Here is a 26,394-nt window from a genome sequence, read left to right on the forward strand (position 1 = left end):
TGCGAGAAAGGCTTTTGGTTTCTCCCTGCTATAACAAGCTTTCTATTGGATTCTGTCAATGATAGCTTAGCGAAGAATCCCATCGTTCAGTTTATAGAACCAGTTTGGAAAGCAGTTACAGTGAAATTTGGGTCATTACCGTCCCGCTATACGCTTTATCCCGATAGAAAAAATCGGGATGTTCGCTCCTATCGGGTTTATTTACTGTGGATAGGAGCACAGACTGCCCAACCTAAACCCGACCGTAGCGGTATGCTGATTTTTCATCAGCAGAAGCGGGGGCGGGGCTGTAAACGGCGATGAAAAACCGAACCCCACATTTCCAAAAAAAACTTTTGAAGTTATTATGCCTTTTTTCTGATTGGGAAAGCAATCGCAGTACCGATTAGGACGGAATATATATTCTTATTTTCCACCATATTTTGTTGATAAAATCTGACAAAAGCACCTGCCAAAATTCCTATTTTTGAAGAACCGTTATTATTCTGAAACGGTTAATTCTTTAAGCACAATATGTATTTAATTTTTGATACTGAAACCACTGGTTTGCCTCGTAATTATAACGCACCTATTACCGATACGGATAACTGGCCACGTTGTATACAAATTGCATGGCAACTGCACGATGAGATGGGGAGATTGGTTGAACATCAGGATTATCTGGTTAAACCAGAGGGATTTAATATTCCGTACGATGCAGAGCGGATTCATGGTATTTCTACCGAACTGGCTACCGAACAGGGTATCGGTTTCGACGAGATGCTGGCGAAGTTTAACGAAGCTTTAAACAAGGCCAAATTTATTGTAGGCCAGAATGTGGGCTTCGATGTGAACATTATGGGCTGTGAGTTCCACCGTTTTGGTGTAGCCAACCGTTTGGCCGAGATGCCCGTTTTGGATACCTGTACCGAGGTTACCGCACAGCTTTTACAATTACCCGGAGGTAGGGGTGGAAGGTTTAAACTGCCAACCTTAACCGAGTTACATTCTTATTTGTTTGGCGTTCCATTTAACGAAGCCCACAATGCAACTGCCGATGTGGAAGCAACTACACGTTGTTTCCTGGAATTGGTAAAAAGAGAGGTTTTTAAAAAAGAAGAATTACAGGTTGATGTAGAATATTTCCCTCGCTTTAGAGAGGTAAACCCAGCTACGATTGAAGGTGTTGGTTTAAAACACATCAATTTAAAAGCAGCTTCTGATGAAATCCGCAAACGTTTACAAAAAGCCGAAGGCGGGGGAATTTCGAAACAGGAACTTGCCGGGAACAAACAGGAACTGGCAGCAGCAACTTTTGTACATTTACATAACCATACCCAGTTTTCGGTACTGCAAAGTACCATCAGTATCCCCGATCTGGTAAAAGCTGCGGCAGCACAAAAAATGCCGGCAGTAGCCATGACCGATCATGCGAACATGATGGGGGCCTTTCATTTTGTAAACAATGTTTTAAACCACAACAAAGCCGCCGAAGCAAAAAATGCTGCCGCAATTGAGGCAGGCGAACGTCCAACTGAAGTGGTAATGACGCCGATTGTTGGCGTTGAATTTTTTGTTTGTAATAATCACTTAGACCGGACCGCAAAAGATAACGGTTACCAGATGGTACTGTTGGCGAAAAATAAAAAAGGCTATCATAATTTAGCTAAAATGTCTTCTATCGCTTATACCAAAGGTTTTTATTACGTTCCACGTATTGATAGGGAGGTAATTGAACAGTATAAAGATGATATTATTGTTTTATCGGGTAACCTTTCCGGGGAGATTTCGAATAAAATTTTAAACATGGGCGAGAGCCAGGCTGAAGAAGCGCTGATCTGGTGGAAGAACATGTTTGGCGATGATTTCTATGTGGAGGTAATGCGTCACAATCAGGAAGATGAAGACCGTGTAAACGAATCGTTGATTGCATTGGCTCGTAAACATGCTGTTAAATTGGTCGCCACCAATAATACCTATTACATTAACAAAAAGGATGCGAATGCGCACGATATTTTGCTTTGTGTAAAAGATGGCGAAAAACAGGCCACACCAATTGGCCGTGGCCGTGGTTATCGTTATGGTTTGCCCAATCAGGAATATTATTTCAAATCTGGCGATGAAATGAAATCGCTTTTTGCCGATTTGCCAGAGGCGATTGTCAATATAAAAGAAATTGTAGATAAGATAGAAATCTACAAACTTGCCCGCGAAGTACTCTTACCTAAATTCGATATTCCTGAAGAGTTTTTGGTTGCTGAGGATGAAGCCGACGGTGGAAAACGCGGGGAGAATAAATTTTTACGTCACCTTACTTACGAGGGTGCCAAGAAACGTTATGGTGTATTAACCCCTGAAGTTACCGAACGTTTAGATTTCGAATTACAAACCATTGAGAAAACCGGTTATCCGGGTTATTTCTTAATTGTACAGGATTTTATTGCCGAAGCCCGTCGCAGGGATGTTTCGGTGGGCCCTGGCCGTGGTTCTGCAGCCGGATCGGTTGTGGCTTATTGTTTGTGGATTACGAATATCGACCCCATTAAGTACGATCTCCTTTTTGAGCGTTTCTTAAATCCCGATCGTGTATCCATGCCCGATATTGATATCGATTTTGATGACGAGGGCCGTGGACGTGTAATGGAATATGTAATTGGCAAATATGGCTCCAGCCAGGTGGCACAAATTATCACTTATGGAACCATGGCCGCCAAATCTTCTATCCGCGATACAGCAAGGGTGTTGGATTTGCCGCTTTTTGAAGCAGATAAGATTGCCAAGCTGATTCCGAACATGAAGCTCGCCAAAATCTTTACGCTGGATGAGAAAACACTAAAAGAAGCTTTGCGTCCTGATGAATATGAACGCGTTGTTGAATTGAAAAACCTTGGTGGCTTAAAAGATTTGAGTGCCGAAACCATTCAACAGGCACAGATTTTAGAAGGCTCTTTGCGGAATACCGGTATCCATGCCTGCGGGGTGATTATTACGCCAAGCGATATTACCAATTTCGTTCCTGTTTCTACGGCAAAAGACTCTGATTTATATGTTACCCAATTTGATAACTCGGTTGTAGAAAGCGCGGGTTTATTAAAAATGGACTTTTTGGGTTTAAAAACCCTTACCCTGATAAAAGATACTGTAAAACTGGTTAAAAAACGCTTTGGTATCGACCTCGATCCGGATAATTTCCCCATTGATGATGTTTTAACCTATGAGCTTTTCCAGCGGGGTGAAACCATCGGTATTTTCCAGTACGAGAGTCCGGGTATGCAGAAATACATGAAGGAGCTGAAACCAACAGTTTTCGACGATTTAATTGCGATGAACGCATTATATCGCCCAGGACCAATGGAGTACATTCCGAGTTTCGTTCGCCGTAAAAATGGCGAAGAAGAAATTAAGTACGATTTAGATGCCTGCGAAGAGTATTTGAAAGAAACCTACGGAATTACCGTTTACCAGGAGCAGGTAATGCTTTTATCGCAGAAACTGGCTGGATTTACCAAAGGTGAGGCCGACGTGCTGCGTAAGGCGATGGGTAAGAAACAGAAAGACGTTCTGGATAAAATGAAACCAAAGTTTGTGAAACAAGCGGCCGAAAAAGGTCATGATGCCACAACTTTAGAAAAAATATGGAAAGATTGGGAAGCTTTTGCATCCTACGCTTTCAACAAATCGCACTCTACCTGTTATGCATGGATTGCCTATCAAACAGCCTATTTAAAAGCACATTATCCTGCCGAATATATGGCTGCGGTACTGTCAAACAACATGAGTGATATTAAACAGGTAGCCTTCTTTATGGAAGAATGTCGCCAGATGAGTGTTACGGTATTAGGACCTGATGTAAATGAATCCGATCTCAAATTCTCGGTAAATGCCAAAGGTGAAGTGCGTTTTGGAATGTCGGCAGTAAAAGGTGTGGGTGAAAAGGCGGTAGAAAGTATTATTGAAGAAAGATTGGCAAATGGGCCTTATGGTAATGTATATGATTTTGCTAAACGTTCCAATACCCGTATTGTAAATAAAAAAGCTTACGAGAGTTTTGTTTATAGCGGCGCTTTCGATGCTTTTGGAGGTCATAGGGCGCAGTATTTTTATATTGGCCCGAACGATAAAATGAATGGCATTGAAAAGATTATTAAATATGCCAACGATTTTCAGAACAATGAAAGTACCTCACAAGCTTCCTTGTTCGGGGGCTCTAAAGCTGATCTGATTTTAGAACCAAGTTTGCCGGTTTCGCCTGAATGGGCATTAATGGACAGGTTAAAATATGAAAAAGATGCCATTGGGATTTTCCTTTCGGGTCACCCGCTGGATAATTATAAACTCGAACTCGATAAATTCTGTACCCATGGGGTTAAACAGCTAAGCATCATCAATAAGGTGCGTATGGGCGATAACAACGAGGATATATTGGCTGAATTCGAAAAACTAAAAAACCGTGAGCTTTGTGTAGGCGGACTTGTAGTCACCGCATCGCAAAGGATTACCAAAACCGGTAAGCCATTTGGTACTTTTGTTTTCGAAGATTACGACGATGCCAGTGAAATGGCCCTGTTCGGCGAAGATTTTTTAAAGTTTAAATCGTTTTTAACAGAAGGATATTTCTTACAGATCAGAGGTAGGGTAGGTGAACGTTTCGGTAAAGCCGGCGATTGGGAATTTAAAATCACAGCAATTAACCTAATGTCTGAGCTGAGGGATAAATTAGCTAAAAGTTTAACGATCCAGGTGCCGATTGAGCGGGTTAACGATCAGCTGATGCGCGAGATTGAAGCCATATTAGCAGACAATAAGGCAAACTCTGAGCAGCAAAACTGCCAACTTAACTTCGCTATTTTTGATCGGGAAAAGGAGATTATGCTGGATATGCCATCCAAAAACCTTAAAATAAATCCAAGCAATAAGTTTTTAGAACAATTACTCGGGCTTAATGTTGTAAATTACAAGCTGAACTAAGCGATACGCGTTTGGCGCCGAGCGTTTAGCCTATCGAACGCAAAACGCAATACGCACACCGCCTTACGCATTTACCAAAATAATGTCAAATTGACATTACGGATGGGTTGGCATTACAATTGAATACATATATTTGAACATAAAAAAATAATTATGGCATTAGAAATCACAGATGCAAACTTCGAGGAGCTTGTATTAAAATCAGATAAACCCGTATTAGTAGATTTTTGGGCAGAATGGTGTGGCCCTTGTCGCATGGTTGGTCCAGTAGTAGAAGAAATCGCAAAAGAGTATGATGGTAAAGCGGTAGTTGGAAAAGTAAACGTTGATAACAACCCTCAAATTTCAATGCAGTTTGGTATCCGTAACATCCCAGCTTTATTATACTTTAAAGATGGTCAGGTTGTAGACAAACAAGTTGGTGCTGTTCCAAAATCAGTATTAGCAGAAAAATTAAACAAGCAATTAGTTTAAATAAAGGTTGAAGGTAAAAGGTTTAAGGTAAACGCAAAATCTTCAAAACTTCACTAATAATATTACAAAAACCCAGGTTCATTTGATGGATTTGGGTTTTTTATTGCAAACATAATTTTGTTTCTTTAATAAAAAACTAACAATCATGTCTATTAACTTATTTAACAATAAAACTTTAGGTATTTTATTGGCAGGTATAACACTAAACTGTGCAAATATTGCATGTGTATCGGCGCAGAATCCTGTTGAAACCAACGAACCATCAGCAGATTATAAGCCAGCATTTGCCGGGCAGACCCGAATTGCAGGTGTAAAGACGAAAACCCCTCTTGATATTAAGATTATTAATGAAAAATTAGAAAACCCTTGGGCCATTTCGGTTCTTCCGAACGGAGGTTTCCTAATTACCCAAAAGCAGGGCACCATGGTAATTCTTACGCCAGATGGAAAATTAAGTAAAAAGATAACCGGTTTGCCAAAGGTAGATCCATCTGGTCAGGGTGGTTTATTAGATGTAACCTTAGATCCCAACTTTGCTAAAAACAGAATGATTTACTGGGCTTATTCAGAGCCTCAGGATAAAGGCGTTTTATTGGCTATTGCCAAAGGTAAATTAGCCGCTAACGAAACGACCATTGAAAACCAAAGCATTATTTACCGTGCTACACCAGCTTATGGCGGTAAACTGCAATACGGTTCGAGAATTGTTTTCGATAAAAATGGCAATTTATTTGTAAGTACAGGCGAACGTTCTGGCAGCGATATCCGGATCCAGGCACAATATTTAAACTCTTCTTTGGGTAAAATTCTGCACCTTACTACTGATGGAAAAGCGGTGGCCAATGGCCCGTTTGCAGGCAAGGCAGATGCAAAACCAGAAATTTATGCCTATGGATTACGCAATCCTGATGGTTTGGCTATTAATCCAATAACCGGAGATTTGTGGGAAGCCGAATTTGGACCAAAAGGAGGTGATGAAGTAAATATCATTAAACCGGGCAAAAATTATGGCTGGCCAATCATCACCTACGGAACTGAATATAGTGGTAAAAAAGTGGGCGATGGTATTCAGCAGAAAGAAGGCATGGAGCAACCCGTTTACTACTGGAATCCAAGCATTTCGCCAGGTTGTATTGCATTTTACAACAGCAGCAGCATTGCCGAATGGAAAGGGAATTTATTTGTAGGCGGTTTGGGCGGATCGCACATTATCCGGTTAGTAATAAAAGATGATAAAATTGTTGGCGAAGAGCGTTTGCTGGAAGGCAAAGGCGAACGTTTCCGCGATATGGTAGAGGGTAAAGACGGAGCGCTTTATTCAGTAACCGATAATGGCCACCTGTTTAGAATAGCGAAAAAGTAAGTTAAGTAATTATAAAATATAGATCCCGGGTTCATTTATTGAGCTCGGGATTTTTTGTTTTAAATCATCTTATTTTTTGAAAATTTGGGGTTCTGCTTTTCATGGCATTTTCAGTCCCGCTGTCCGTTTTAGTCCCGATTTTCAATCGGGAGCTGCCACTACCATCTGGTTTATTCACCACGGATAGCAGCACAGTCGGTGCCACCTAAACCCGACCGTAGCGAGATGCCGTTTTTTTATCGGCAGAAGTGGGGGCGGGACTACATTAGCCTGGAAGTACTGCAACTGCTTTCCAAATCACTTCAAAAAATGACACCTAATATCTCTTTTTTTAACCGTTTGACCGAAACGTAACTTCCAAACTATACTTATCGATAAAATATATTTTTTCCATCCAAACCTGATAGGTTTTTAAGAATTTTTAATAAATCTTTTATTAGCTTTACCATATGCAGGCTGTAAACTACGAAAACGAAACGAGCTATGGTAATTTAGAATTGCTTGCACAGCAAGTAGTAGAAGGTTTTATTACCGGACTGCATAAAAGTCCGTTTCATGGCTTTTCTGTCGAATTTGCCGAACACCGTCAGTATAATAATGGCGATAATGTTAAAAATATCGACTGGAAATTATACGCCAAAACCGATAAACTTTACAGTAAACGTTTCGAAGAAGAAACCAATTTGCGTTGTCAGTTTGTGATTGATGTTTCCTCATCAATGTACTTCCCCGAACCCAAAAACAATAAACTGATTTTCTCCATACAGGCAACTGCATCATTAATGTACCTGCTGAAGAAACAGCGCGATGCCTTTGGTTTAAGCTTATTTACGGATGAAATATTGTTGAATTCGCCGGCAAAGTCGACTACGGTACACCAGAAATATTTATTTACACAATTAGAAGATCTGCTGCACAAACCTAAGGTAAATGCGCAGACAAATTTAAGCGAAGCTTTGCATCAGGTTGCCGAATTAATTCATAAACGCTCTTTGGTTATTATTTTCAGCGATTTATTTAATACGCAGACCAGTACAGCTAAAACGGATGAGTTTTTTGATGCCCTGCAGCATTTAAAATTTAACAAACACGAAGTGGTGGTTTTTAACGTGGTGGATAAATCAAAAGAAGTTGATTTCAATTTTGAGAACCGCCCATACCAGTTTATCGATATGGAAACCGGCGAAACGATTAAAGTGCACACCAATCAGGTAAAGGAAAATTATACCGCGGCAGTTTCTACTTACCGCCAGCAGATTGCACTAAAATGTGCCCAATATAAAATCGACTTAATTGATGCCGATATGAATGATGGATTTTATCCGGTCCTTCAGTCTTATTTAATCAAACGGCAGAAATTAGGCTAAAATTTTGATGCAAACAACACCGGTTCGGTGCTGTTTAATAAACGATTTAAATTTTAAACTTCCTAATATGTTAGAAAAAGGCGCTATAGCACCAGATTTCGAATTGAATGCTACTCCCGATCAGAAAATAAAACTTCAAGATTTTAAAGGTAAAAATGTTATCCTGGCTTTTTATCCTGCCGACTGGAGCCCGGTATGTAGCGACCAAATGGCACTTTATAACGAGATGTTAAAATATTTTAATAAGTATGATGCCCAGATTTTCGGTGTTTCTGTCGACAGTGTTTGGTGCCACCTCGCTTTCGAAGAAAACAGGAAATTGCATTTCCCCTTATTGGCCGATTTTGAACCGAAAGGCGCCGTGTCAAAAGCTTATGGTGTGTATGATGAAGAACTTGGCGAAAGTAAAAGGGCACTTTTTGTGATTGATAAAGAAGGCAAAATTGCCTGGAGTTATTTATCGCCAATAGCCGTTAATCCTGGTGCTGACGGAATTTTAGAAGCATTAGAGGAATTAGATAAGAAATAAGTTATGAGTACTTTAAAACCTGAAATCAATAATCAAGATCATGTCCAGGGCGATGATTCGGCTAGTGTAACCATTGTGGAGTTTGGCGATTATCAATGCCCTTATTGCGGCAATGCCTATCCGATTATGAAGGAAATTGAGGAAACATTTGGCCATCAGATCAGATTTATCTTCCGGCATTTTCCCTTGGCAAATGCCCATGAATTTGCGTTTCCAGCGGCCATTGCTGCAGAAGCGGCAGGTTTGCAAGGTAAGTTTTGGGAAATGCACGATGCACTCTACGAAAATCAGTACCGCCTGGATGGTGAGCTTTTCGACGAATTGGCTGAAACGATTGGTTTAGATTTGGAGCAGTTTCAGCAAGACAGCACTTCAGAAGAGATTAAACGAAAAATAGAAGATGATTTTGATAGTGGTGTGCGGAGTGGCGTAAACGGAACGCCTTCCTTTTATGTAAACGGGACTAAATTTGACGGGGGTGCAACAGATCTTTATCAAATGCTTAAAGAAAGTGCTGAGTAATTAAAGATATCAGGTTTTGTTGGCAACAGGCTATTTAAACTTGATTTCTTCTAAAACAAAAAACCTCATGTATTTTGCAATACATGAGGTATCAGATAAGGGTAACCGGAAAACTAAAAAACTAATTATGAGTTTTTAGAATTTAACAAAATTGAAATCGCTTCGTGTTTTGTTATTTCAAAGGTGCACTTCATTTATGAAGTTTTAGTGAAGAAAACCTCACCTTATCGCAGTTGCAATACTTATGTTACAACTGAAAAAAATATGAAAGCGGTTGCATCATAAATATAAAATTGCCATCCTGAGCCTGTCTAAGGGTTTGTTTAAATGCTTCGTAAAGCATTTTCATTACTTTCCTTAATTAACATGACAAATTGGAAAGGGAAATCACAAATATAATACAGCCTCTTTCTGACGATCAAGTTCATTACTTTTTCGAATACATCCCTTGTAGCTGCGCTAATGCCGCTACCAATTTATCCTCATCACCTGCTAAACAATAATATTTAATTCCATTTTTATCGTTATCTGGCTCATCTTCACGTTTGTCGAAAACCGGATAGATTGATTTAATTTTGGTGCTGGTTTGTTCCGGACTAACTTTGAATCCTTTCCAGGCGGTTAATTGCGATTTGCTGGTGGTTTCTTCTTTGGCATGATCTGAACTGGCAAAGGTTTTTCCAACAGTAAAAACCCCGTAATTCATTTCCTCATCAATGGAAAATGAATTTGCTGTAATGGTAAACGTAGTTTCAATACCCTTACGTAAAATGTGATCGGTTCCGCCGATGGCTTTTGCCAGCAATTGATTGATGGTTTTAACGATTTCGGCATTTGTTTGTGCGTAGCCGCTGAGTGTGGCAGCCAGCAGGAAGACCAGCGTGAGTGTTGTTTTCATAATTCTTTAAGGTTAAATATTTGTGTGTATCTAAATTTAAAGAATTATTAGTCAATAACATTATTTGAAAAATTTTAAAAGGACGATGAATGAATTGATATATTTACGTTTTTAAAAAAATAAGAATGAATTACCGCAAACTCTTCACTTTAAGCGCACTATGCTTATTGTTAACCACCTCTTTGCCAATATTTGCTCAGCTTGCATCCGATTCGCAAAAAGAACAGCAAAAAAATCAATTTATAGGTTTTTATAAATATTTGGGGCATAAACTACAATATCCTTCTAAAGCCTTATTTAATAATATACAAGGCACAATTACTTTTCTTTTTCAAGTAGAAAATGGCCAAATACAGCATGTAGAAACAGCCTTAAATTTAGAAGGACTGAGTGAAGGTGCCAGGAATTTAATTGCAGCTTACACCGGGCTATCCAAAACCATAAATGGAAAATATAGTATCAGCATCATATTTAAAATGGAGGGTGTAAGAAATACGTTGGTTCAGGAGGAAGCAGTTATTCCGGCTGATTATATTAAGTTAAGTAGTGTCAAAATTATGGCGATGGGTGGCCCATCGAAGCAAAATGTACCCGACAATTCTACCTATAAGATTGAAGAAGTAGACACACCACCTAATTTCCCGGGAGGATATAAAGCGCTTAAAGAATATTTCTCTGAAAACATTAAATACACAGAAGAGGCTTTAAAAAACAAAGTTGAAGGAAAAGTATACTTTAGTTTTAAAATAGATTATGATGGAAATGTTACAGACGTTAAGATTATAAGAGGTTTGGGATTTGGCATGGATGAAATTGTGAAAAAAGTAATAAAGGATTGCCCAAAATGGAATGCAGCCACGAAAAATGGCCAAACCGTAAGTACAAAATTTAGCTACTTTGCAGAATGTAAATTGCCGAATCCTTAAATTCTTTATCGTATCCGAAATAAAAAGAGATCGAATCTATTAATTATCATCATGTTTAGGGTTAATTAATTCCATTTAATCCATATAAAGATTGGGAATTTAGTAAATCTATAGCGCTTAGGAATCGTAATACAGTGGGCATTAAGATTCCCGCCTGCGCGGGAATGACGTCTACTAATAGAATCCTGTCAATGGTAGCTTGTGGAAGGACTTCATGAATAATAAATTAACAAGGCAAGCCGATTTACTGGTTGCCTTGTTAATTATTAACATTACAAATTACCCCTCAATTCCTGCTCACGCTCTAAGGATTCAAATAAGGCTTTAAAGTTACCCGCGCCAAAACTTTGTGCGCCTTTACGCTGAATAATCTCGAAGAAAAGGGTAGGGCGGTCTTCAACTGGTTTAGTGAAAATTTGCAATAAATACCCTTCCTCATCGCAATCGACTAAAATGCCAAGACTTTCTAATAAGGCTATTTCTTCATCAATTTTGCCTACACGTTGTGGCATCATATCGTAATAAGCTTCTGGTGGCGCACTTAAAAACTCCACACCACGCGCTTTCAGTTCTTTAACCGTTTTAACAATATCTTTAGTGGCTACAGCAATGTGCTGAACACCTTCACCTTCGTAATATTCAAGGTATTCTTCAATCTGCGATTTCTTTTTGCCTTCGGCAGGTTCATTAATCGGGAATTTCGAATAGCCATTTCCGTTACTCATTACCTTACTCATCAAAGCCGAATATTCGGTGTTGATTTGTTTATCATCGAAAGATAAAATGTTAACAAAACCCATTACATCTTCGTACCATTGTACCGCTTCGTTCATTCGGTTCCAGCCTACATTACCCACACAATGGTCGATATATAAAAGTCCAGCATCAGCAGGTTGATAATCGCTTTCCCATACCCGGTAACCTGGCATAAAAGTTCCATTATAATTTTTACGCTCAATAAACATGTGTACTGTTTCGCCATAAGTGTAAATACCACTCATCTTAAGCTCACCGTTTTCATCCGTTAAGGTATGAGGGGCCAGATAGGGTTTCGCACCACGTTTTGTGGTTTCTTCAAAGGCACTGTACGCATCGTCTACCCAAAGGGCCAATACTTTTACACCATCACCATGTTTTTTTACATGCTCTGCTATTGGATGATCTGATTTTAATGCCGTCGTTAAAATCAGTCTGATTTTTCCCTGTTGCAACACGTACGATGAACGATCGCGAACGCCTGTTTCAGGTCCGGCATAAGCCAAACTTTGAAATCCAAATGCCGTTTTGTAGTAGTGTGCTGCTTGTTTGGCATTGCCTACATAAAATTCGATATAATCTGTTCCGTTTATAGGCAGAAAATCTGGTGCTTTTGATATTTTTTCTGCAAATGTTTGTGTTTCCATTGTTGTTATTATTAAGTCCGAAGTCGGATGTGCTATTGTTTTAAATATTGGATGATTACTTATTTATCTGCTCTTCATCTTCGGACCCCGGTCTCCCGACTCATTTAAATGTTGAATGATTGCTTATTTATCTGCTCTTTATCTTCGGACCCCGGTCTCCCGACTCATTTAAATGTTGGATGATTGCTTATTTATCTGCTCTTTATCTTCGGACCGCGGTCTCCCGACTTCCGACTCATTTAAATTGTTAGATGATTGCTTATTTATCTGCTCTATATCTTCGGACCGCGGTCTCCCGACTTCCGACTCATTTAAATTGTTAGATGATTGCTTATTTATCTGCTCTATATCTTCGGACCCCGGTCTCCCGACTTCCGACTCATTTAAATGTTGGATGATTGCTTATTTATCTGCTCTTTATCTTCGGACCGCGGTCTCCCGACTTCCGACTCATTTATTCTATATTAACCTGCCAGCTTTTGTGGTAATTCTCATCTTCAATATCTAATGCATCTTGTGTAAGCATTAAAGGTTTAAAAGGATCGATCATTACCGCCAGTTCATCCGTTTTTTCTTTTCCGATTGATTTTTCTACTGTACCGGGATGTGGTCCGTGTGGAATACCACCTGGGTGCAGGGTAATCTGCCCTTTCACTACGCTCTTGCGGCTCATAAAATCACCATCAACATAATAAAGCACTTCATCGCTATCCACATTGCTGTGATTATATGGTGCTGGGATAGAATCAGGGTGATAATCGTATTTACGGGGAACAAAAGAGCAAACCACAAAATTATGCCCTTCGAAAGTTTGGTGAACAGGAGGTGGTTGATGCAGGCGACCTGTTATTGGCTCGAAATCGTGAATGGAGAAAGCATAAGGATAATGATAACCATCCCAGCCTACATAATCAAAAGGATGTGTACCATACGTGTATGGATAAATTAAGCCTTGTTTTTTAATCAGCACTTTAAAATCGCCGTACTCATCATGCGTTTGCAGGTTTTCAGGCAACCTTAAATCTCGCTCACAATAAGGCGCGTGTTCCATTAGCTGTCCGAACTGGTTTAAATATCTTTTTGGCGGCCTTAGCGGACTAAAACTTTCTACAATGAACAGCCTGTTCTGTTCAGTATCAAATTCCAGCTGATAAATGGTTCCCCTCGGGATGATCAGATAATCGCCATAAGCAAATTTAATTTCTCCAAATCCTGTTTTCAGCTTTCCTGAACCTTCATGTACGAAGATCATTTCGTCGGCCTGGCTGTTTTTGTAGAAATAATCGGTCATCGATTTTCTTGGTGCTGCCAAAACGATATGTAGATCGCTATTCACCAGAACTGCTTTTCTGCTTTTTAGAAAATCATCTTCGGATTTAATGTTGAAACCAATTAAACTTGTGTGTTTCAGGTGTTTTTCCCGGGCAATTTTTGGCTCAACACTGTACGGTTCACCTAAATGTTTTACAATGGTTGGCGGATGACAATGATAAACCAATGAATATAAACTGGAAAAACCTTCGGTTGATACCAATTCTTCGGCATAAAGATTTCCATCGGGTTTACGAAAAACCGTGTGACGTTTAGCTGGAATCTGCCCCAATTTATGATAAATAGGCATAATTAAATGATGTTATGGTTAGAAAGAAAAAATCCTAATGAATTAACAATCAAAACGACAATGCGTTTCAATTAAAAAAGAAGGGTAAGAGAAAATTACAGAGAATATTGAGCCATGATCAGCTTGGATAGCATCTTATAGCGACGGGCCGCAATAGCGTCGTTTACCAGATTAATATGTAATGCTTTTAAGATCATGGTTTTAATGGTGCCAAGGTAAGTATTTTATTTAAAAGTTGAAATTTTAATTACCTTTAATTACTTACTATACGATCATCCCGATGAAATTTATTTTTACATGCTTAATTTTTTTAGCCTTGAGCTATGCCGCTTTTGCACAACAAAAGGCGAAGTACACCATTAGGGTTATAGACCGAAGTGGAAACGCTACAAGAGGTTCTTTTTACGCAGCAGCCGACGATTACTTAACCATCATCAGAAACCGGAAGGATACCATAAAATTAAGTGCCGATAGTATCAGTGCATTATACATTCACCGCAAAGGGATTGCCGCACCGCTGGCCATTGCCGGAGGTTTAACTTTTTTTGTACTGGCTGCCAAAAGCGATAAACTGGTAGAATCGGTGGTGCTTATTGCTGCGGGTGTACCTGTTGGGGTATCGGGTGGCTTACTGATTGGTGGATTACTCTCCAATAAAAAGCATTACAAGAACCTACAGGCAAAAGATTTTCCTTTAATAAAATCAAACCTTCAGAAATATACCGTGTTAAAATAATAACGTTTAAGTTTTATTTTGAATGCCCTAATTGCTTAGCTTTACCGCGTATTTAACCAAATTGTATATGAAACTAGTATCCTATAAAACCGAAGACAGAGAGCATCTTGGTGTGTTTGTAAATGGGCATATTTATAATTTAAATAGCTGTGATAAGCTTATTCCTGATAACATGAGCGAATTTTTGCAAGGAGGCGAAGTGTTAATGGAAAGAGCAAAAAGGATAGACGATCAAATAAAAGATAGTAGTTTAGCAGCTAAAGAAGAAATTTTTTACGAAATTTTGGCACCTGTTCCACACCCAACCAGTTGTCGCGATGGATACGCTTTCCGACAGCATGTTGCTGCGGCACGTAGGAACAGGAAGGTTGATATGATTCCGCAATTTGATGAGTATCCTATCTTTTATTTCACCAATCACAATGCTATTCAGGGTACCGGCGAAATTGAATGTATGCCAGATCATTTTGATAAACTGGATTTCGAATTAGAAATTGCTATTGTTATTGGTAAAAAAGGTAGAAATATTAAAGCTGCCGAGGCAGATGAATACATTGCCGGTTATATGGTGATGAACGATATGAGTGCCCGCACCTTGCAGATGGAAGAGATGTTGCTGAATTTAGGCCCTGCAAAAGGAAAAGATTTTTCTACTGTAATTGGTCCGTGGCTGGTAACACCTGATGAACTATTGCAATATAAAGTGGCACCTAAAGCAGGACATGTTGGTCATGCATACGATCTTAAAATGACCTGTAGGGTAAATGGGATCGAAGTTTCGAAAGGAAATGCTGCTGATATGGACTGGACTTTTGCTGAAATTATTGAGCGTTGTGCTTATGGCGTAGATATCCTTCCCGGTGATGTAATTGGTTCAGGAACAGTGGGTACAGGTTGTTTTTTAGAGTTAAACGGAACAGGATTACTTAACGATCCAAATTATAAAGTGCAATGGTTACAGCCGGGCGATGTTGTAGAAATGGAAATTACAGGTCTGGGCGCTTTAACCAATACGATTACAAAGGCCAATACCGATTTTTCGATCCTGGCGTTGAAGAAGTAAATCCACGCTTGAATAATGTGTTCCTAATTCTGAATTCATTTCATGATCTTTTTTCTATTAGATGTTATCAATGATAAAATCTAATAGAAAAGTCGTCATCTCGACTGAAGCGCAGTGTAATGGAGAGATCTATGATAGATTTCTCGACTACGCTTCACTCCGCTCGAAAGGACGATCTTTTTAAAGTTTTAATCGCCATTTAATCCTTTCAAATAGTAAACTTAACTACCTGTGCTAACTTTAAATACCTCTGACTTAAGCCCTGTAGACTTGCAAAATTATTTGCAATATGCTATCGCTCCGCGGCCGATTTGCTTTGCCTCCACTATTGATGCCGAAGGGAATATTAATTTAAGTCCCTTTAGTTTCTTTAACATGTTTAGCACAAATCCACCGATCTGTATTTTTTCCCCGTCGAGAAGGGTGCGTGATAATACGACCAAACATAGCCTTGAAAATGTATTGCAGGTTAAAGAGTGTGTAATCAATATTGTAAATTACGATATGGTGCAGCAAATGAGTTTGGCCAGTACCGAATATGCGAAAGGCGTAAACGAATTCGAGAAAGCGGGATTTACCATGTTGAAATCTGATCTGGTTAGTCCGCCAAGGGTGGCCGAAGCACCGGTACAGTTTGAATGTATTGTAAATGAGGTAATTTCACTGGGTGATCAGCATGGTGCAGGCAACCTGGTTCTGGCTGAAATAAAAGTGATTCATATTAATGAAGCTATTTTAGACGAAAACGGCCGGATTGATCAGGAAAAAATCGACCTTGTAGCCCGTTTAGGTGGCGATTGGTATTGTAGGGTTACTGGTGATAATTTGTTTAAGGTAGCAAAACCACTGGCTAAGTTAGGCATAGGTGTAGACCGCTTGCCACATTCAGTCCGTTTTTCCAAAGTATTGTCTGGAAATGATCTGGGCATGTTAGGAAATGTTGAACATTTACCGAGTGACGAAGAAATCGATTTGATCAGTACCCATGCCGAGGTAAAAGAAGTGCTCGATGCGACCATAGGCGATGCAACCAACCGTGAAAGGGAACTACACGAACTGGCCAAAAAGTTTCTTCATCATGGAGCGGTAGAACTTGCTTTAAAGGTTGTTTTGCTTTAAATTTATTAAAGGTAATTTATAAGTTATGCATACAATTGTTCAGGTAGATCAGTACATTATTAATTCGGCAGCATTTGCGATCCCCATTTTAGATCATTTAAGAAATCTGGTACATAAGGCCGATGCACGGATTGAAGAAAAAATGAAGTGGAGCATGCCATTTTTTGATTTTAAAGGCACGGTTTGCCACATGGCATCCTTTAAACACCATTGTGCTTTTGGTTTCTGGAAAGGTTCGTTAATGCAGGATGAGTATGGCATCTTCAAAGAACGTTCTGAAGCGATGGGTTTTTTGGGGAAAATAACATCTTTAGACGATTTGCCTTCGGATGAGATCCTGATTGCCTATATACAACAGGCCATTCAATTAAATGAGGATAATGTAAAATTGCCGGTAAAACCAAAGTCTGCAGAAAAGAAAGAACTGATTATACCAGAATATTTAATGGAAGCCTTACAGGAAGATCCTGAAGCATTGGCGGTTTTTCAGAATTTTAGCACATCCAATAAAAAAGATTATGTATTGTGGCTTGAAGAAGCCAAAACAGAAGCTACCAGACAAAAAAGACTGGTTACCACATTGGTATGGCTTGCAGAAGGCAAAACAAGAATGTGGAAATATAAAAAGTAAGTTATATAATACTTACAATTTTCATGAAACGGGCCTTATAATGGCCATCAAGATCCGTAATGGTTACCTGATGCGCTTTACCCGAAGAGGCATGGATAAACTTGATCCCATTTTCATCAATAGAATAAACAATCCCAACATGGCCTATTCTTCTTATTCTTGAATTACTGCCTGTAAAAATCAATACATCGCCTACTTTTGCGTTTTCCAGGCTGGTTTCTTTACCCGCGTAGCTAAACTCGCGTGAAGAACGTGGAACCTTAAAACCAAAATTACTGAAAACATAACTCACAAAGCCTGAACAATCAAAGCCAACTTTGGGATTGCTTGTTGCGTAACGATAGGGGATACCTAACATACTTTTAGCAAATTCGATTAAACTTTCAGATTGGTTAGCCGGCGAATGGTTTGATGATTTCTCCTCTTTAGGCAGGCTGGCAACGAGTTTTTTAACTAATTCCTGGTATTGAGCCGGGATGATGGTTTGGGCTTTTCCTGCCGTGGCAGACAAAATGAAAAACGCAATCGGGACTATTATTTTCTTCATATGTTGGAACCAAAGATATAAAAAATATCCAAAGTCGATTAAAATGTTGAAAATGAGTGCAAATAAAACGAGGCTGTATCCTAAATATAGGATTGTCATCCTGAGCCTGTTGAAGGACCTTGTTAAATGTCTCGCAAGATGTTTCGACTACTTATCCCGATTCTTCGGGAAGCTCAACGTGACAAATTCGAATGGAATTACAACTTAGGATACAGCCTCTTCTGATTAAAATATTTAAATACTTGGGAACATGGTTTGTGCCCGCTCTCCAATTAATGGAATAGGTTTTTTTTCGCCCTGGAATGCAGCAATTAGTCCGATAATCCACAATACGAATAATCCAATTTGAACAATGCGGAGTATATAAACGGCATCTATAAAACCAGTTGCAAAAATTAAAGGAATTAAAAATAAGCTTAAACCCCAGCTCACAACAGTTGATACCAGATGGAACAGCAGCGTTTGTTTTAAATGATATCTGCTCAATTCGGTCTGATTATCTTTATACATAGCGAAATAGGCAATTAACCAGCCAATAAACCAAAAGTAGCTTACTATTGCGGCATTTTTTCCATTGTCGACTGTTTTAAAAGGAGAGTTTGTTTCCATAGGTTTTTAGTTTTTCGATTTAGCATGTAAATTACTAAATAATATGGATATTATGGTGTGGTAACAGCAACAGGCAAAATCTTTCCATTAAAGAATTTATGCCCGGTTTTTGCAAAACCAGCAACGTATTTTCCCATTTCGAAGGCCATAACCGGACTTTGGTACCCAGGGAAAGCAGCTTCGAGCATTTCAGTTTGTGCTGAGCCCAATGCGAGGCAGTTTATTTTAATTCCTGTTTCAGCCAATTCAAATGCTAAACATTCTGTTAAGGTATGCAGTGCCGCTTTACTTGCAGAATAAGCCGAAAGGCCCGGGAATTTAACGCTTCCTTGAAAACCGCCCATACTTCCAATGTTTACAATATGGCTTCCAGCTTGCATTAATGGTAAAATACTTTGGATCATCCTGAAATGCGAAATCACATTGCTTTGCAACATCTCGCCGAGGTCAATTTCGGTAGTTTCTAAAAAAGGTTTATTAATTAGGGCTCCTGCGTTATTAATCAGGATATCAACAGTCCCTAATCGTTCTTTTAAAAACGGAAGGAGTACACTGTAATCGTCATTTACAATATCAAATTCTACTGGTAAAAGTGTACAGTCGGGATTAATGCCTTTAGCAATTTCTAAGAGTTTGCGCAGTTTATCCGCTGAACGTGCAATGGCTACGATTTTGTTCTCTTTCTGTAAGCTAAACTCTAAAGCAGTTTCAAAACCAATTCCACTACTTGCACCTGTAATTATAATGTTCATTAAAAAAAGTTAAAAATTGTTGGGTATTTAAGAGATAAGTTCGTCATGCTGAATTTATTTCAGCATCTATTTGTATTAAACATATCATAAAATTAATAAAATTAAAGGTATGGGTCAATCCTCCACAATCAACTGGCTTACCGGGTTTTTAATTACATGCAAACCATCACTGATCAATTTGCTGTGATCAAGCTCCCTGCCAGCTTTGATTTCCAGGTAAACCTGAATCTCTTTTTCCAGCTGATGATAAATCTTTTTATGGTAAATAATTTCCAGAATTTCCAATGCACAAAGCCAGTCCTGCCTGTGGTTCGTTTTAAGTTGTGCAAAGATTTCGGCAAGCTGATCCAAACCTTCGCCACTTTCCCTAATCGCACGAACTGTTTGGTATAAACCGTGCAGTTTTAACGTTTTATCATCGTAAACAATCTGATGCGTTTTCTCATTGCTTATTAAAGTAATCTCCTCGTAGGCGTCTTTATCGGCGGCGCCATTAAAAACTGAAACAATCGTTTCACCTATCGCCATATCGTAAATGCCCCATTCGGGTTTAAACAGGATGTTTCCATTACCTTCTGTAACCGTACAATCTTTAAAGGCAATTAAAAGAAGCTTATCGTTTTCTGTAATAATATCCTTAACGGTACCAATTACTTTAATGCCGCTTTCAAATATAAGTTCAGCCTTTTCGCCTAAAATTACCCCCAGGGTCTGTAAATCATTGGGCTTGTAATCTTCAAATGCCTTTACAGCATCTTTTAACTTACCCACAGGAGACGAAAAACCGTCGGCATGGTAGTGTTTTCCATGACCTGCTAATTGCTTTCCGTTAAATGCCAGTGCGGAAGGACCAGTTGTTTTAATAAAGGTGACCTCATCTTTTGTACCCACACCAATATCGGTAAAAACACCGCTTACCTGTAAACCCGAGCTATAAACCGCTGTGGCCACATTTTTACAGGCAATTGCTTTCATAATGCTTTCTGTTCCACCTTTTCTAAAGGCCATGGTGTTGGCAAAAGTTTCCAGAACATCAATCAGGTTTTGGAATGTTTCGGTTACAAAAAGCTGCGGTTGTGGTTTGGTAATATCGTAGGCATAGTTAATCGTATCAATATTGTACCAAAGTTTCTGCACATCACTTTGCATGCAGGTTGCACTTTCACCAATAGAAGAAAGCAAACCCGCACCATAAATTTTGGGGTTCTCTAAAGTACCAATTAAACCATACTCAACCGTCCACCAGTGTAAGCGGCCAAGTAAAGCCATTTCAGAAGGCTCGCCCATATTTTCACTAATGTAGCGCAATTCCTTTTCTGCCTTTGCGATCTGAAATTCATCAGCATCGACAGCTTCTTTCAAAATCGATAGTTTCCTGATGGCTTCGTAAAGTTCAAAATCTTTAGCCGAAAACATGGCTTTGGCACCAATCGAGCCAAAATAACTTAAATAATTGTTGTAATCGGTATCGGCGATAATAGGGGCGTGGCCAGCACTTTCGTGTATAATATCGGGGGCTGGTGTATATTCGATGTGGTTAATCTGGCGGATATCGGCCGCAATGACCAGTACACGGTAAGCCTGATACTCCATAAATGCTGCTGGCGGAATAAAACCATCAACAGTAACAGCTCCCCAGCCAATCTTGCCCAGGTTATCGTTCATGGTTTGCAGGTCGGGAATGTGTTCAATACTCAAACCAGCTCGCTGTAAGCCTTTTATATATGGGTAATAAGCAACATTTTTTAGATAACTATAATTCTGGCGCATCACATAACGCCACACCGCCTGATCGATTGGTGTATATTTTTCGTAATTCTGGTCAACAATAAATTGCTTTAAATGATTGGGCAATTTCGTTACCTGCGCATTATTAAAATCATTAAAATGGCTCATGGTTAATCTGAAAATAAGTTGGTCGGCAGCTAAGTTAGGATGTTGTTTTTATCTTATCAAGAAAGCGGCTGCATAAATTAACAGGTTAAAGCAATAAAGGTTTAGGTGCGTGAAAAAGATAACGTTGATCATCTGTTATTGATTAGGAAAGGTGCTGTGGTATTTCATTGTAGAGGTTCTGTCGGGCTGTTCGCTATATCCCCGATGAAGAATCGGGGGATGTCGCTTCCATCCCGTTTAGTTACAAAGGCTGGTGCTGATGAATTAGGTTTTTAGGCAGTTCGCTGCAAAGCGAAAATAGTAGCAAATTATTGGCCATCTAAACCCGACTGGCGCGTAAAGCCCGGAACGAGGCGCGAGTGAGGACTTGAAGCAAAGGCGGGACAGTAGAAACCGAAGTGCTTGTGGCCTGCTTTCCAAAAAATATCGAAATATTAAGGTTTTGGTTATTTAAAATTGAACCTGATGATTAGGAAAGGTGCTGTGGTATTTCATTGTAGAGGTTCTGTCGGGCTGTTCGCTATATCCCTGATGAAGAATCGGGGATGCCGCTTCCATCCCGTTTAGTTACAAAGGCTTGTGCTGATGAATTAGGTTTTTTAGGCAGTTCGCTGCAAAACGAAAATAATAGCAAATATTGGCACCTAAACTGCGCTACAAATATTCCGTGCCTCTGTGGCAAAACCATTACCGAGGGTTATTAATGTTTCTTACCTGCTTTTTTGCCCCCTATTTTTTTTACGCTAAACGTAAAATAGTGCTGATACAGGTAACTGAAAAGTGCCATTAAAACCGATACCAGTATTCTCGAAAGCATGGCTAAAGTTGGGTAATCTCTTAACAGTTCCAGCAGAAACTTCAATAAAACATAATTGGCCAGTATGTTAATGAATTGAAGGTTTAAAAACCGGAAAAGCTGAACCCTGCCCTTTAGTTCGCTATGTGTAAATATGATGTATTTGTTGAGTAAAAAACTGGTGGGGATGGCAATGGCATAATCGACTAATAATGATGCAGTTTCTCTCTGAAGCACAATCACGCCAAAATCTACCTCTTCGGTTTTAAAAATGAAAAAGTAAGCAAAATAATAACTTAAGATTCCCAGCAGCAAAGTGCCACCACCAGTGGCCAGGTACCTGAAATTATGTAAGGAAATAAATTTTTTAAAAGGAGGGTGAAAAAAATCTATGACGGCTAAAATTATTTTGCGCATTACTTAAAACTGTTCGTTGTGGTTATCGGGCATACATCAAATTGCATAAGCGGTCGTCATCCTGTCCCGAAACTTCGGGACCAGGATCTTTTCCTGCGATAAAGATGCTGAAACGAGTTCAGCAGGACGTGGTGGCCTTGAAATATGCATTTATTGTGCACCCTTTATTGTTGGGCGCAATTTACAATTATATTTTTATTGCCATAGTAATAAGATCATTTATGCAATTACTCATTATTGGTGTAATACGCAGATTGCGCAACAAAATCAATCACTGCACACCAGGTATAAGAGGGGTGGGGCTGTATGCTTACCCCAACGGTATTGAGCTTGTATTTCTGATCGAGTAAATTAAAACGGTGACCAAGGGAGGGTACACCACAATCTAATAATAAGTGGCAAACAATATCTAAACTGTTCGAGTAACCAAAATCGATATTCTCGCTCATGGCCTTATTCGGGAAGTATCGGGATAATCGTTTTGAGAATTTATCTCCGTTACTGCTTTCGTGTGTATCGAGATTATTCCTGTTTAAATCCTGTGCATGGCTGCGGCTTAACGAAGTTAATTTATCATCAGGATAAAACATCTGCAGGTTTTTTACGCCACGTAAATGTTTAAGTAAAGAGGTGTAATAGGAATTATTTCTGGTAATCCGGAGTTCGTTGTAATTTCTGTACTTACGCACTTTAGCATTGTAGTTATTAATGTAGTCTTCTAAAAACGTATAATAAAACTTTTCGCCATCAATGCGGATCAGGTTCATATACATCACAATGTTTTTTTCTTCGTTGCTTAAATAAGAAGCATTTGCGGCCGTATTGGCCTTGCGAAATTCGGCATCAGTCCATTTTTGGGCCTTAACCTGACTGGCAAAAAATAAGAGTAAAAGAATGGGTAGAAGTTTTTTAAACATAGGACGATTTTCATGGATAACGTCTTTTAATTTTTTTTATTTCTCGTTTGTTAAAAATAATATCGAGTAAGCAATTAGTTACAGCATTTACCTCATTAGGCAATATGAATATTCGTAATTTTATTTTCATAAAACGATGATGAAAAGAATATTAATACTGGGCTGTTTATTAAATTTTGCGGTTTCCTTACAGGCGCAGGTTGATACGGCAGCATATAGAACTGTTTCGAATCAGGTAAAAAAAGAGTTTGCGCCAGATAAACGGTCTGTTTATTTTAATGTTCAGTTTAAAGGAGATACGGTTATTGCAGAAAGTACATCGGCACAAGTGCTTGAGGCACTAAATAATCAAACCAAAGATTTTAAGGGCTTCGTTAAAATAAACACACTGCTTCCTTCGAACAAAATGACCGGAATGGAATACGGATTAGCCAATCTTTCGGTCTGTAACAACAGAGCCGCCCCTCAAAATGCGGCAGAAATGATGACACAAATGATTTTGGGTACGCCTGTGCAGGTATTAAAAAAGCAAGGTGGTTATTATCTGGTACGCACACCCGATGGTTACTTATCATGGACTGACGGTACCGCTGTAAGTGTAATGGATAAAGCGGCCTTTGAGGAATGGAAAAAATCGAAAAGGATTATTTTTACTTCCGATTTCGGTCATGCTTTTAGTCAGGCAGATGTGAACGCCTCCCGCGTTTCTGATTTAGTGAGTGGCAATATCTTAGTGTTAACTGGTGAAGAAAAAGCTTATTATCAGGTTCTTTTCCCTGATAAACGTACAGGCTACATTAAAAAATCTGATGCGAAGTTGTTTTCGAGCTGGATTAAAAGGCCTAATCCAAGCGCTGAAGCTATTTTGACTACGGCGAAAACATTAATTGGCGTACCCTATCTTTGGGGTGGTACATCTAACAAAGGTGTAGATTGTAGCGGTTTTACCAAAACAAGTTATTTTCTGAATGGGATCATTATTCCGAGAGATGCTTCACAACAAGCTTTGGTTGGCGAAGATGTTGATATTTTAGAACAGGATTCAATCAGCCTGACTAAGTGTCTTAACAATTTAAAGGCTGGCGATTTACTGTTTTTTGCCGCTGCAAAGCTAAGGGGAACTACAGGAGGGAGGATAACGCATACTGCTATTTATATGGGCGATGGCGAATTTATTCAATCAGCAGGAATGGTCAGGATTAACAGCTTAAAACCGGATGCTTCCAATTTTGATGAGCGGGAAAGTAAAACTCTGGTGAGCGCCAAACGTTTTTTAAACCAGATTGGTAAGCCCGAAATTACAAGGGTAGATCAACATGACTGGTATGGCACCTCAGCCTATTAACGGTTGGGTTGAAGCAGATGTTCAATAAGTTTTAGCGTCATCCTGAGTTCATCTCAGGATCTTAATAGTTACAGATACTGAAACAAGTTCAGCATGAACGCAAGGGTTTTAATTGATTTTGTGACCCTTGCGCCTTAGCGGTTAACTAAATTTTACAAAAACATACCACCCGATGCTTCAATGCGTTGCGCATTAATCCATCTGGCATCTTCGGTACATAAAAAAGCAACTACGCCGCCAATATCATCAGGTAAACCTACACGGCCTAAAGCGGTATGCGAAGCAATTCCGGCATTTAGCTGATCATTATCGCGCACTACGCCACCACCAAAATCGGTTTCTATGGCCCCTGGAGCAACAATGTTCGATCTAATCCCTCTTGCACCTAATTCTTTGGCCTGATATTTTGTTAAGGTTTCCATTGCACCCTTCATTGAGGCATAGGCCGCATAGCCAGGGGTAGCAAAACGTGCCAAACCAGTAGAAAGATTAATAATCCCACTGCCATCATTTAATAATGCCAAAGCCTTTTGGGTTAAAAAGAAGGCTCCTTTATAGTGGATGTTTACCAAAGTATCAAATTGTTCTTCAGTCGTTTCTGCAAATGAAGCATGAATGCCAATACCCGCATTATTAATTAGAAAATCGAATTTTTCGGCATTAAAAACAGATTTCAATACCGTTTTAACTTCCGTAAAAAAGGCATCGAAAGTTTTAGTATCGGCAACGTTTAACTGTAATGCTGCAGCCTGAACCCCTAACTGTTTTATTTCGTTAACGGTATCTTCGGCTTCTTCTTTTTTTGATTGATAGGTAACAATGACACCAATTCCTTTTGCTGCAATTTTTAAAGCGGCATTTTTTCCTAATCCGCGGCTACCGCCGGTTATCAGGGCAATTTTATTTTGTGTTTCCATTTTCTTTTAATTTGTTAAACAAAGTTAGATGGAAAGCCGCTGTAAAAATGGTGATAGCTTAAGTAAAAATGGTGACTGTTTAAGTTTTATATGGTGACAATTTCCTTATTGGCGGCTAAAGACTGGAAATAAGCTTCTCTGTACTGCTTAGGTGTTTGGCCGGAGAAATGTTTAAAAAACTTGGTAAAGTTAGAGGGATCGTAGGTTAATGTCCTTGCGATTTCGGCAATAGGCATACTTACATTCTGCAACATCGATTTCGAAATTTCCATTAAACGTTCTTCAAAGAAATAACAAGGCGAATAACCTGTTGCCGATTTAATGGTATTGCTTAAGTGTGTGGGGTGAACATGAATAAGTTCGGCAAAATCTCTTACTTCGAACATTTCAGTTGCCCGGCCCGATACCACATCGTCTAAATGTTTATCCAGCTCTTTTAAAAAATCGGCTGCGATTTCGTGTTGACGGGCAAAAAACTTCTGTGGGATTTTCATATCAAAGCGATTCCGGTGTAAACAAATATAATATTCAGCTAAATGATTATGAAATCTGAAACCTATGGTAATGGTATTTGTGACCAAAGGATTACGCGCTATCTG

Annotated in this window: 23 protein-coding genes; 12 read left to right on the forward strand and 11 right to left on the reverse strand. The window is 39.2% G+C overall.

Going from position 1 to position 26,394, the window contains the following annotated elements; genetic code table 11:
- Window positions 1-513: 513 nt before the first annotated feature.
- The 6 genes from dnaE (at window position 514) to AC04QZ_RS17440 (ending at window position 9,202) form a co-directional block, all read left to right on the forward strand.
- Window positions 514-4,947 (forward strand): DNA polymerase III subunit alpha, encoded by a 4,434-nt coding sequence (gene dnaE / locus AC04QZ_RS17415; RefSeq protein ID WP_478358797.1) that lies wholly within the window; start codon window positions 514-516, stop codon window positions 4,945-4,947.
- A 153-nt stretch (window positions 4,948-5,100) separates the two neighbouring features.
- Window positions 5,101-5,421 (forward strand): thioredoxin, encoded by a 321-nt coding sequence (trxA, locus tag AC04QZ_RS17420; RefSeq protein ID WP_086545184.1) that lies wholly within the window; start codon window positions 5,101-5,103, stop codon window positions 5,419-5,421.
- A 145-nt stretch (window positions 5,422-5,566) separates the two neighbouring features.
- Entirely contained in the window at window positions 5,567-6,784 is a 1,218-nt protein-coding gene (locus AC04QZ_RS17425; protein ID WP_478358798.1) for a PQQ-dependent sugar dehydrogenase, read from the forward strand.
- Between the two features lie 449 nt (window positions 6,785-7,233).
- Window positions 7,234-8,151, forward strand: coding sequence for a DUF58 domain-containing protein (locus tag AC04QZ_RS17430; protein WP_086545186.1), 918 nt, complete (start codon window positions 7,234-7,236; stop codon window positions 8,149-8,151).
- A gap of 67 nt (window positions 8,152-8,218) precedes the next feature.
- On the forward strand, window positions 8,219-8,680 hold the full coding sequence (locus AC04QZ_RS17435; protein WP_086545187.1) for a redoxin domain-containing protein: 462 nt from the start codon (window positions 8,219-8,221) through the stop codon (window positions 8,678-8,680).
- A gap of 3 nt (window positions 8,681-8,683) precedes the next feature.
- Window positions 8,684-9,202: a DsbA family protein gene (locus AC04QZ_RS17440; RefSeq protein ID WP_478358799.1), complete on the forward strand. Its 519-nt coding sequence runs from the start codon at window positions 8,684-8,686 to the stop codon at window positions 9,200-9,202.
- A 427-nt stretch (window positions 9,203-9,629) separates the two neighbouring features.
- Here the strand turns inward: AC04QZ_RS17440 and AC04QZ_RS17445 are convergent, their stop codons facing one another.
- Window positions 9,630-10,100 (reverse strand): hypothetical protein, encoded by a 471-nt coding sequence (locus tag AC04QZ_RS17445; protein ID WP_478358800.1) that lies wholly within the window; start codon window positions 10,098-10,100, stop codon window positions 9,630-9,632.
- Between the two features lie 125 nt (window positions 10,101-10,225).
- On the opposite strand from AC04QZ_RS17445, the gene AC04QZ_RS17450 reads away from it, so the two are divergent.
- Entirely contained in the window at window positions 10,226-11,026 is an 801-nt protein-coding gene (locus AC04QZ_RS17450) for an energy transducer TonB (RefSeq protein ID WP_478358801.1), read from the forward strand.
- 272 nt (window positions 11,027-11,298) lie between these two features.
- Here the strand turns inward: AC04QZ_RS17450 and hppD are convergent, their stop codons facing one another.
- Entirely contained in the window at window positions 11,299-12,429 is a 1,131-nt protein-coding gene (gene hppD / locus AC04QZ_RS17455; protein ID WP_478358802.1) for a 4-hydroxyphenylpyruvate dioxygenase, read from the reverse strand.
- A gap of 454 nt (window positions 12,430-12,883) precedes the next feature.
- Window positions 12,884-14,050, reverse strand: a complete 1,167-nt coding sequence (locus AC04QZ_RS17460; protein ID WP_478358803.1) for a homogentisate 1,2-dioxygenase — start codon at window positions 14,048-14,050, stop codon at window positions 12,884-12,886.
- 316 nt (window positions 14,051-14,366) lie between these two features.
- Here AC04QZ_RS17460 and AC04QZ_RS17465 point away from each other — a divergent pair, with 316 nt between their 5' ends.
- The 4 genes from AC04QZ_RS17465 to AC04QZ_RS17480 all read left to right on the forward strand — a co-directional run bounded on the left by AC04QZ_RS17465 (window position 14,367) and on the right by AC04QZ_RS17480 (window position 17,599).
- Window positions 14,367-14,786: a hypothetical protein gene (locus tag AC04QZ_RS17465; RefSeq protein ID WP_478358804.1), complete on the forward strand. Its 420-nt coding sequence runs from the start codon at window positions 14,367-14,369 to the stop codon at window positions 14,784-14,786.
- 67 nt (window positions 14,787-14,853) lie between these two features.
- Complete coding sequence (locus AC04QZ_RS17470; RefSeq protein ID WP_478358805.1) at window positions 14,854-15,849, forward strand: fumarylacetoacetate hydrolase family protein; 996 nt, start codon at window positions 14,854-14,856, stop codon at window positions 15,847-15,849.
- Between the two features lie 231 nt (window positions 15,850-16,080).
- Window positions 16,081-16,968 carry a flavin reductase family protein gene (locus AC04QZ_RS17475; protein ID WP_478358806.1) on the forward strand — a complete coding sequence of 296 codons (888 nt, stop codon included), beginning with the start codon at window positions 16,081-16,083 and terminating at the stop codon, window positions 16,966-16,968.
- A gap of 25 nt (window positions 16,969-16,993) precedes the next feature.
- Window positions 16,994-17,599 carry a YdeI/OmpD-associated family protein gene (locus AC04QZ_RS17480; protein ID WP_478358807.1) on the forward strand — a complete coding sequence of 202 codons (606 nt, stop codon included), beginning with the start codon at window positions 16,994-16,996 and terminating at the stop codon, window positions 17,597-17,599.
- A 1-nt stretch (window position 17,600) separates the two neighbouring features.
- Here AC04QZ_RS17480 and AC04QZ_RS17485 read toward each other — a convergent pair whose 3' ends face one another.
- The 6 genes from AC04QZ_RS17485 to AC04QZ_RS17510 form a co-directional block, all read right to left on the reverse strand.
- Window positions 17,601-18,146, reverse strand: a complete 546-nt coding sequence (locus AC04QZ_RS17485; protein WP_478358808.1) for a C40 family peptidase — start codon at window positions 18,144-18,146, stop codon at window positions 17,601-17,603.
- A gap of 234 nt (window positions 18,147-18,380) precedes the next feature.
- Entirely contained in the window at window positions 18,381-18,755 is a 375-nt protein-coding gene (locus AC04QZ_RS17490; protein ID WP_478358809.1) for a DUF4870 domain-containing protein, read from the reverse strand.
- 50 nt (window positions 18,756-18,805) lie between these two features.
- The gene (locus AC04QZ_RS17495; RefSeq protein WP_478358810.1) at window positions 18,806-19,507 is read right to left on the reverse strand and encodes an SDR family NAD(P)-dependent oxidoreductase; all 702 of its coding nucleotides are present in this window, start codon (window positions 19,505-19,507) and stop codon (window positions 18,806-18,808) included.
- A gap of 114 nt (window positions 19,508-19,621) precedes the next feature.
- Window positions 19,622-21,403, reverse strand: a complete 1,782-nt coding sequence (locus tag AC04QZ_RS17500; RefSeq protein WP_478358811.1) for an aromatic amino acid hydroxylase — start codon at window positions 21,401-21,403, stop codon at window positions 19,622-19,624.
- A 700-nt stretch (window positions 21,404-22,103) separates the two neighbouring features.
- Window positions 22,104-22,616 (reverse strand): GtrA family protein, encoded by a 513-nt coding sequence (locus AC04QZ_RS17505; RefSeq protein WP_478358812.1) that lies wholly within the window; start codon window positions 22,614-22,616, stop codon window positions 22,104-22,106.
- A gap of 227 nt (window positions 22,617-22,843) precedes the next feature.
- Entirely contained in the window at window positions 22,844-23,533 is a 690-nt protein-coding gene (locus AC04QZ_RS17510; protein ID WP_478358813.1) for a CAP domain-containing protein, read from the reverse strand.
- A 136-nt stretch (window positions 23,534-23,669) separates the two neighbouring features.
- On the opposite strand from AC04QZ_RS17510, the gene AC04QZ_RS17515 reads away from it, so the two are divergent.
- On the forward strand, window positions 23,670-24,878 hold the full coding sequence (locus AC04QZ_RS17515) for a C40 family peptidase (protein ID WP_478358814.1): 1,209 nt from the start codon (window positions 23,670-23,672) through the stop codon (window positions 24,876-24,878).
- Window positions 24,879-25,030: 152 nt separating this feature from the next.
- Here AC04QZ_RS17515 and AC04QZ_RS17520 read toward each other — a convergent pair whose 3' ends face one another.
- Window positions 25,031-25,795 carry an SDR family oxidoreductase gene (locus AC04QZ_RS17520; RefSeq protein ID WP_086545204.1) on the reverse strand — a complete coding sequence of 255 codons (765 nt, stop codon included), beginning with the start codon at window positions 25,793-25,795 and terminating at the stop codon, window positions 25,031-25,033.
- Window positions 25,796-25,881: 86 nt separating this feature from the next.
- Window positions 25,882-26,289: a helix-turn-helix domain-containing protein gene (locus AC04QZ_RS17525; protein ID WP_478358815.1), complete on the reverse strand. Its 408-nt coding sequence runs from the start codon at window positions 26,287-26,289 to the stop codon at window positions 25,882-25,884.
- Window positions 26,290-26,394 lie beyond the last annotated feature (105 nt).

It is taken from the genome of Pedobacter folensis (assembly GCF_056490665.1).

Coding starts and splice junctions, on each gene's coding strand:
- dnaE (WP_478358797.1), top strand. CDS start 514: ATGTATTTAATTTTTGATACTGAAACCACTGGTTTGCCTCGTAATTAT.
- trxA (WP_086545184.1), top strand. CDS start 5,101: ATGGCATTAGAAATCACAGATGCAAACTTCGAGGAGCTTGTATTAAAA.
- AC04QZ_RS17425 (WP_478358798.1), top strand. CDS start 5,567: ATGTCTATTAACTTATTTAACAATAAAACTTTAGGTATTTTATTGGCA.
- AC04QZ_RS17430 (WP_086545186.1), top strand. CDS start 7,234: ATGCAGGCTGTAAACTACGAAAACGAAACGAGCTATGGTAATTTAGAA.
- AC04QZ_RS17435 (WP_086545187.1), top strand. CDS start 8,219: ATGTTAGAAAAAGGCGCTATAGCACCAGATTTCGAATTGAATGCTACT.
- AC04QZ_RS17440 (WP_478358799.1), top strand. CDS start 8,684: ATGAGTACTTTAAAACCTGAAATCAATAATCAAGATCATGTCCAGGGC.
- AC04QZ_RS17445 (WP_478358800.1), bottom strand. CDS start 10,100: ATGAAAACAACACTCACGCTGGTCTTCCTGCTGGCTGCCACACTCAGC.
- AC04QZ_RS17450 (WP_478358801.1), top strand. CDS start 10,226: ATGAATTACCGCAAACTCTTCACTTTAAGCGCACTATGCTTATTGTTA.
- hppD (WP_478358802.1), bottom strand. CDS start 12,429: ATGGAAACACAAACATTTGCAGAAAAAATATCAAAAGCACCAGATTTT.
- AC04QZ_RS17460 (WP_478358803.1), bottom strand. CDS start 14,050: ATGCCTATTTATCATAAATTGGGGCAGATTCCAGCTAAACGTCACACG.
- AC04QZ_RS17470 (WP_478358805.1), top strand. CDS start 14,854: ATGAAACTAGTATCCTATAAAACCGAAGACAGAGAGCATCTTGGTGTG.
- AC04QZ_RS17480 (WP_478358807.1), top strand. CDS start 16,994: ATGCATACAATTGTTCAGGTAGATCAGTACATTATTAATTCGGCAGCA.
- AC04QZ_RS17485 (WP_478358808.1), bottom strand. CDS start 18,146: ATGAAGAAAATAATAGTCCCGATTGCGTTTTTCATTTTGTCTGCCACG.
- AC04QZ_RS17490 (WP_478358809.1), bottom strand. CDS start 18,755: ATGGAAACAAACTCTCCTTTTAAAACAGTCGACAATGGAAAAAATGCC.
- AC04QZ_RS17495 (WP_478358810.1), bottom strand. CDS start 19,507: ATGAACATTATAATTACAGGTGCAAGTAGTGGAATTGGTTTTGAAACT.
- AC04QZ_RS17500 (WP_478358811.1), bottom strand. CDS start 21,403: ATGAGCCATTTTAATGATTTTAATAATGCGCAGGTAACGAAATTGCCC.
- AC04QZ_RS17505 (WP_478358812.1), bottom strand. CDS start 22,616: ATGCGCAAAATAATTTTAGCCGTCATAGATTTTTTTCACCCTCCTTTT.
- AC04QZ_RS17510 (WP_478358813.1), bottom strand. CDS start 23,533: ATGTTTAAAAAACTTCTACCCATTCTTTTACTCTTATTTTTTGCCAGT.
- AC04QZ_RS17515 (WP_478358814.1), top strand. CDS start 23,670: ATGATGAAAAGAATATTAATACTGGGCTGTTTATTAAATTTTGCGGTT.
- AC04QZ_RS17520 (WP_086545204.1), bottom strand. CDS start 25,795: ATGGAAACACAAAATAAAATTGCCCTGATAACCGGCGGTAGCCGCGGA.
- AC04QZ_RS17525 (WP_478358815.1), bottom strand. CDS start 26,289: ATGAAAATCCCACAGAAGTTTTTTGCCCGTCAACACGAAATCGCAGCC.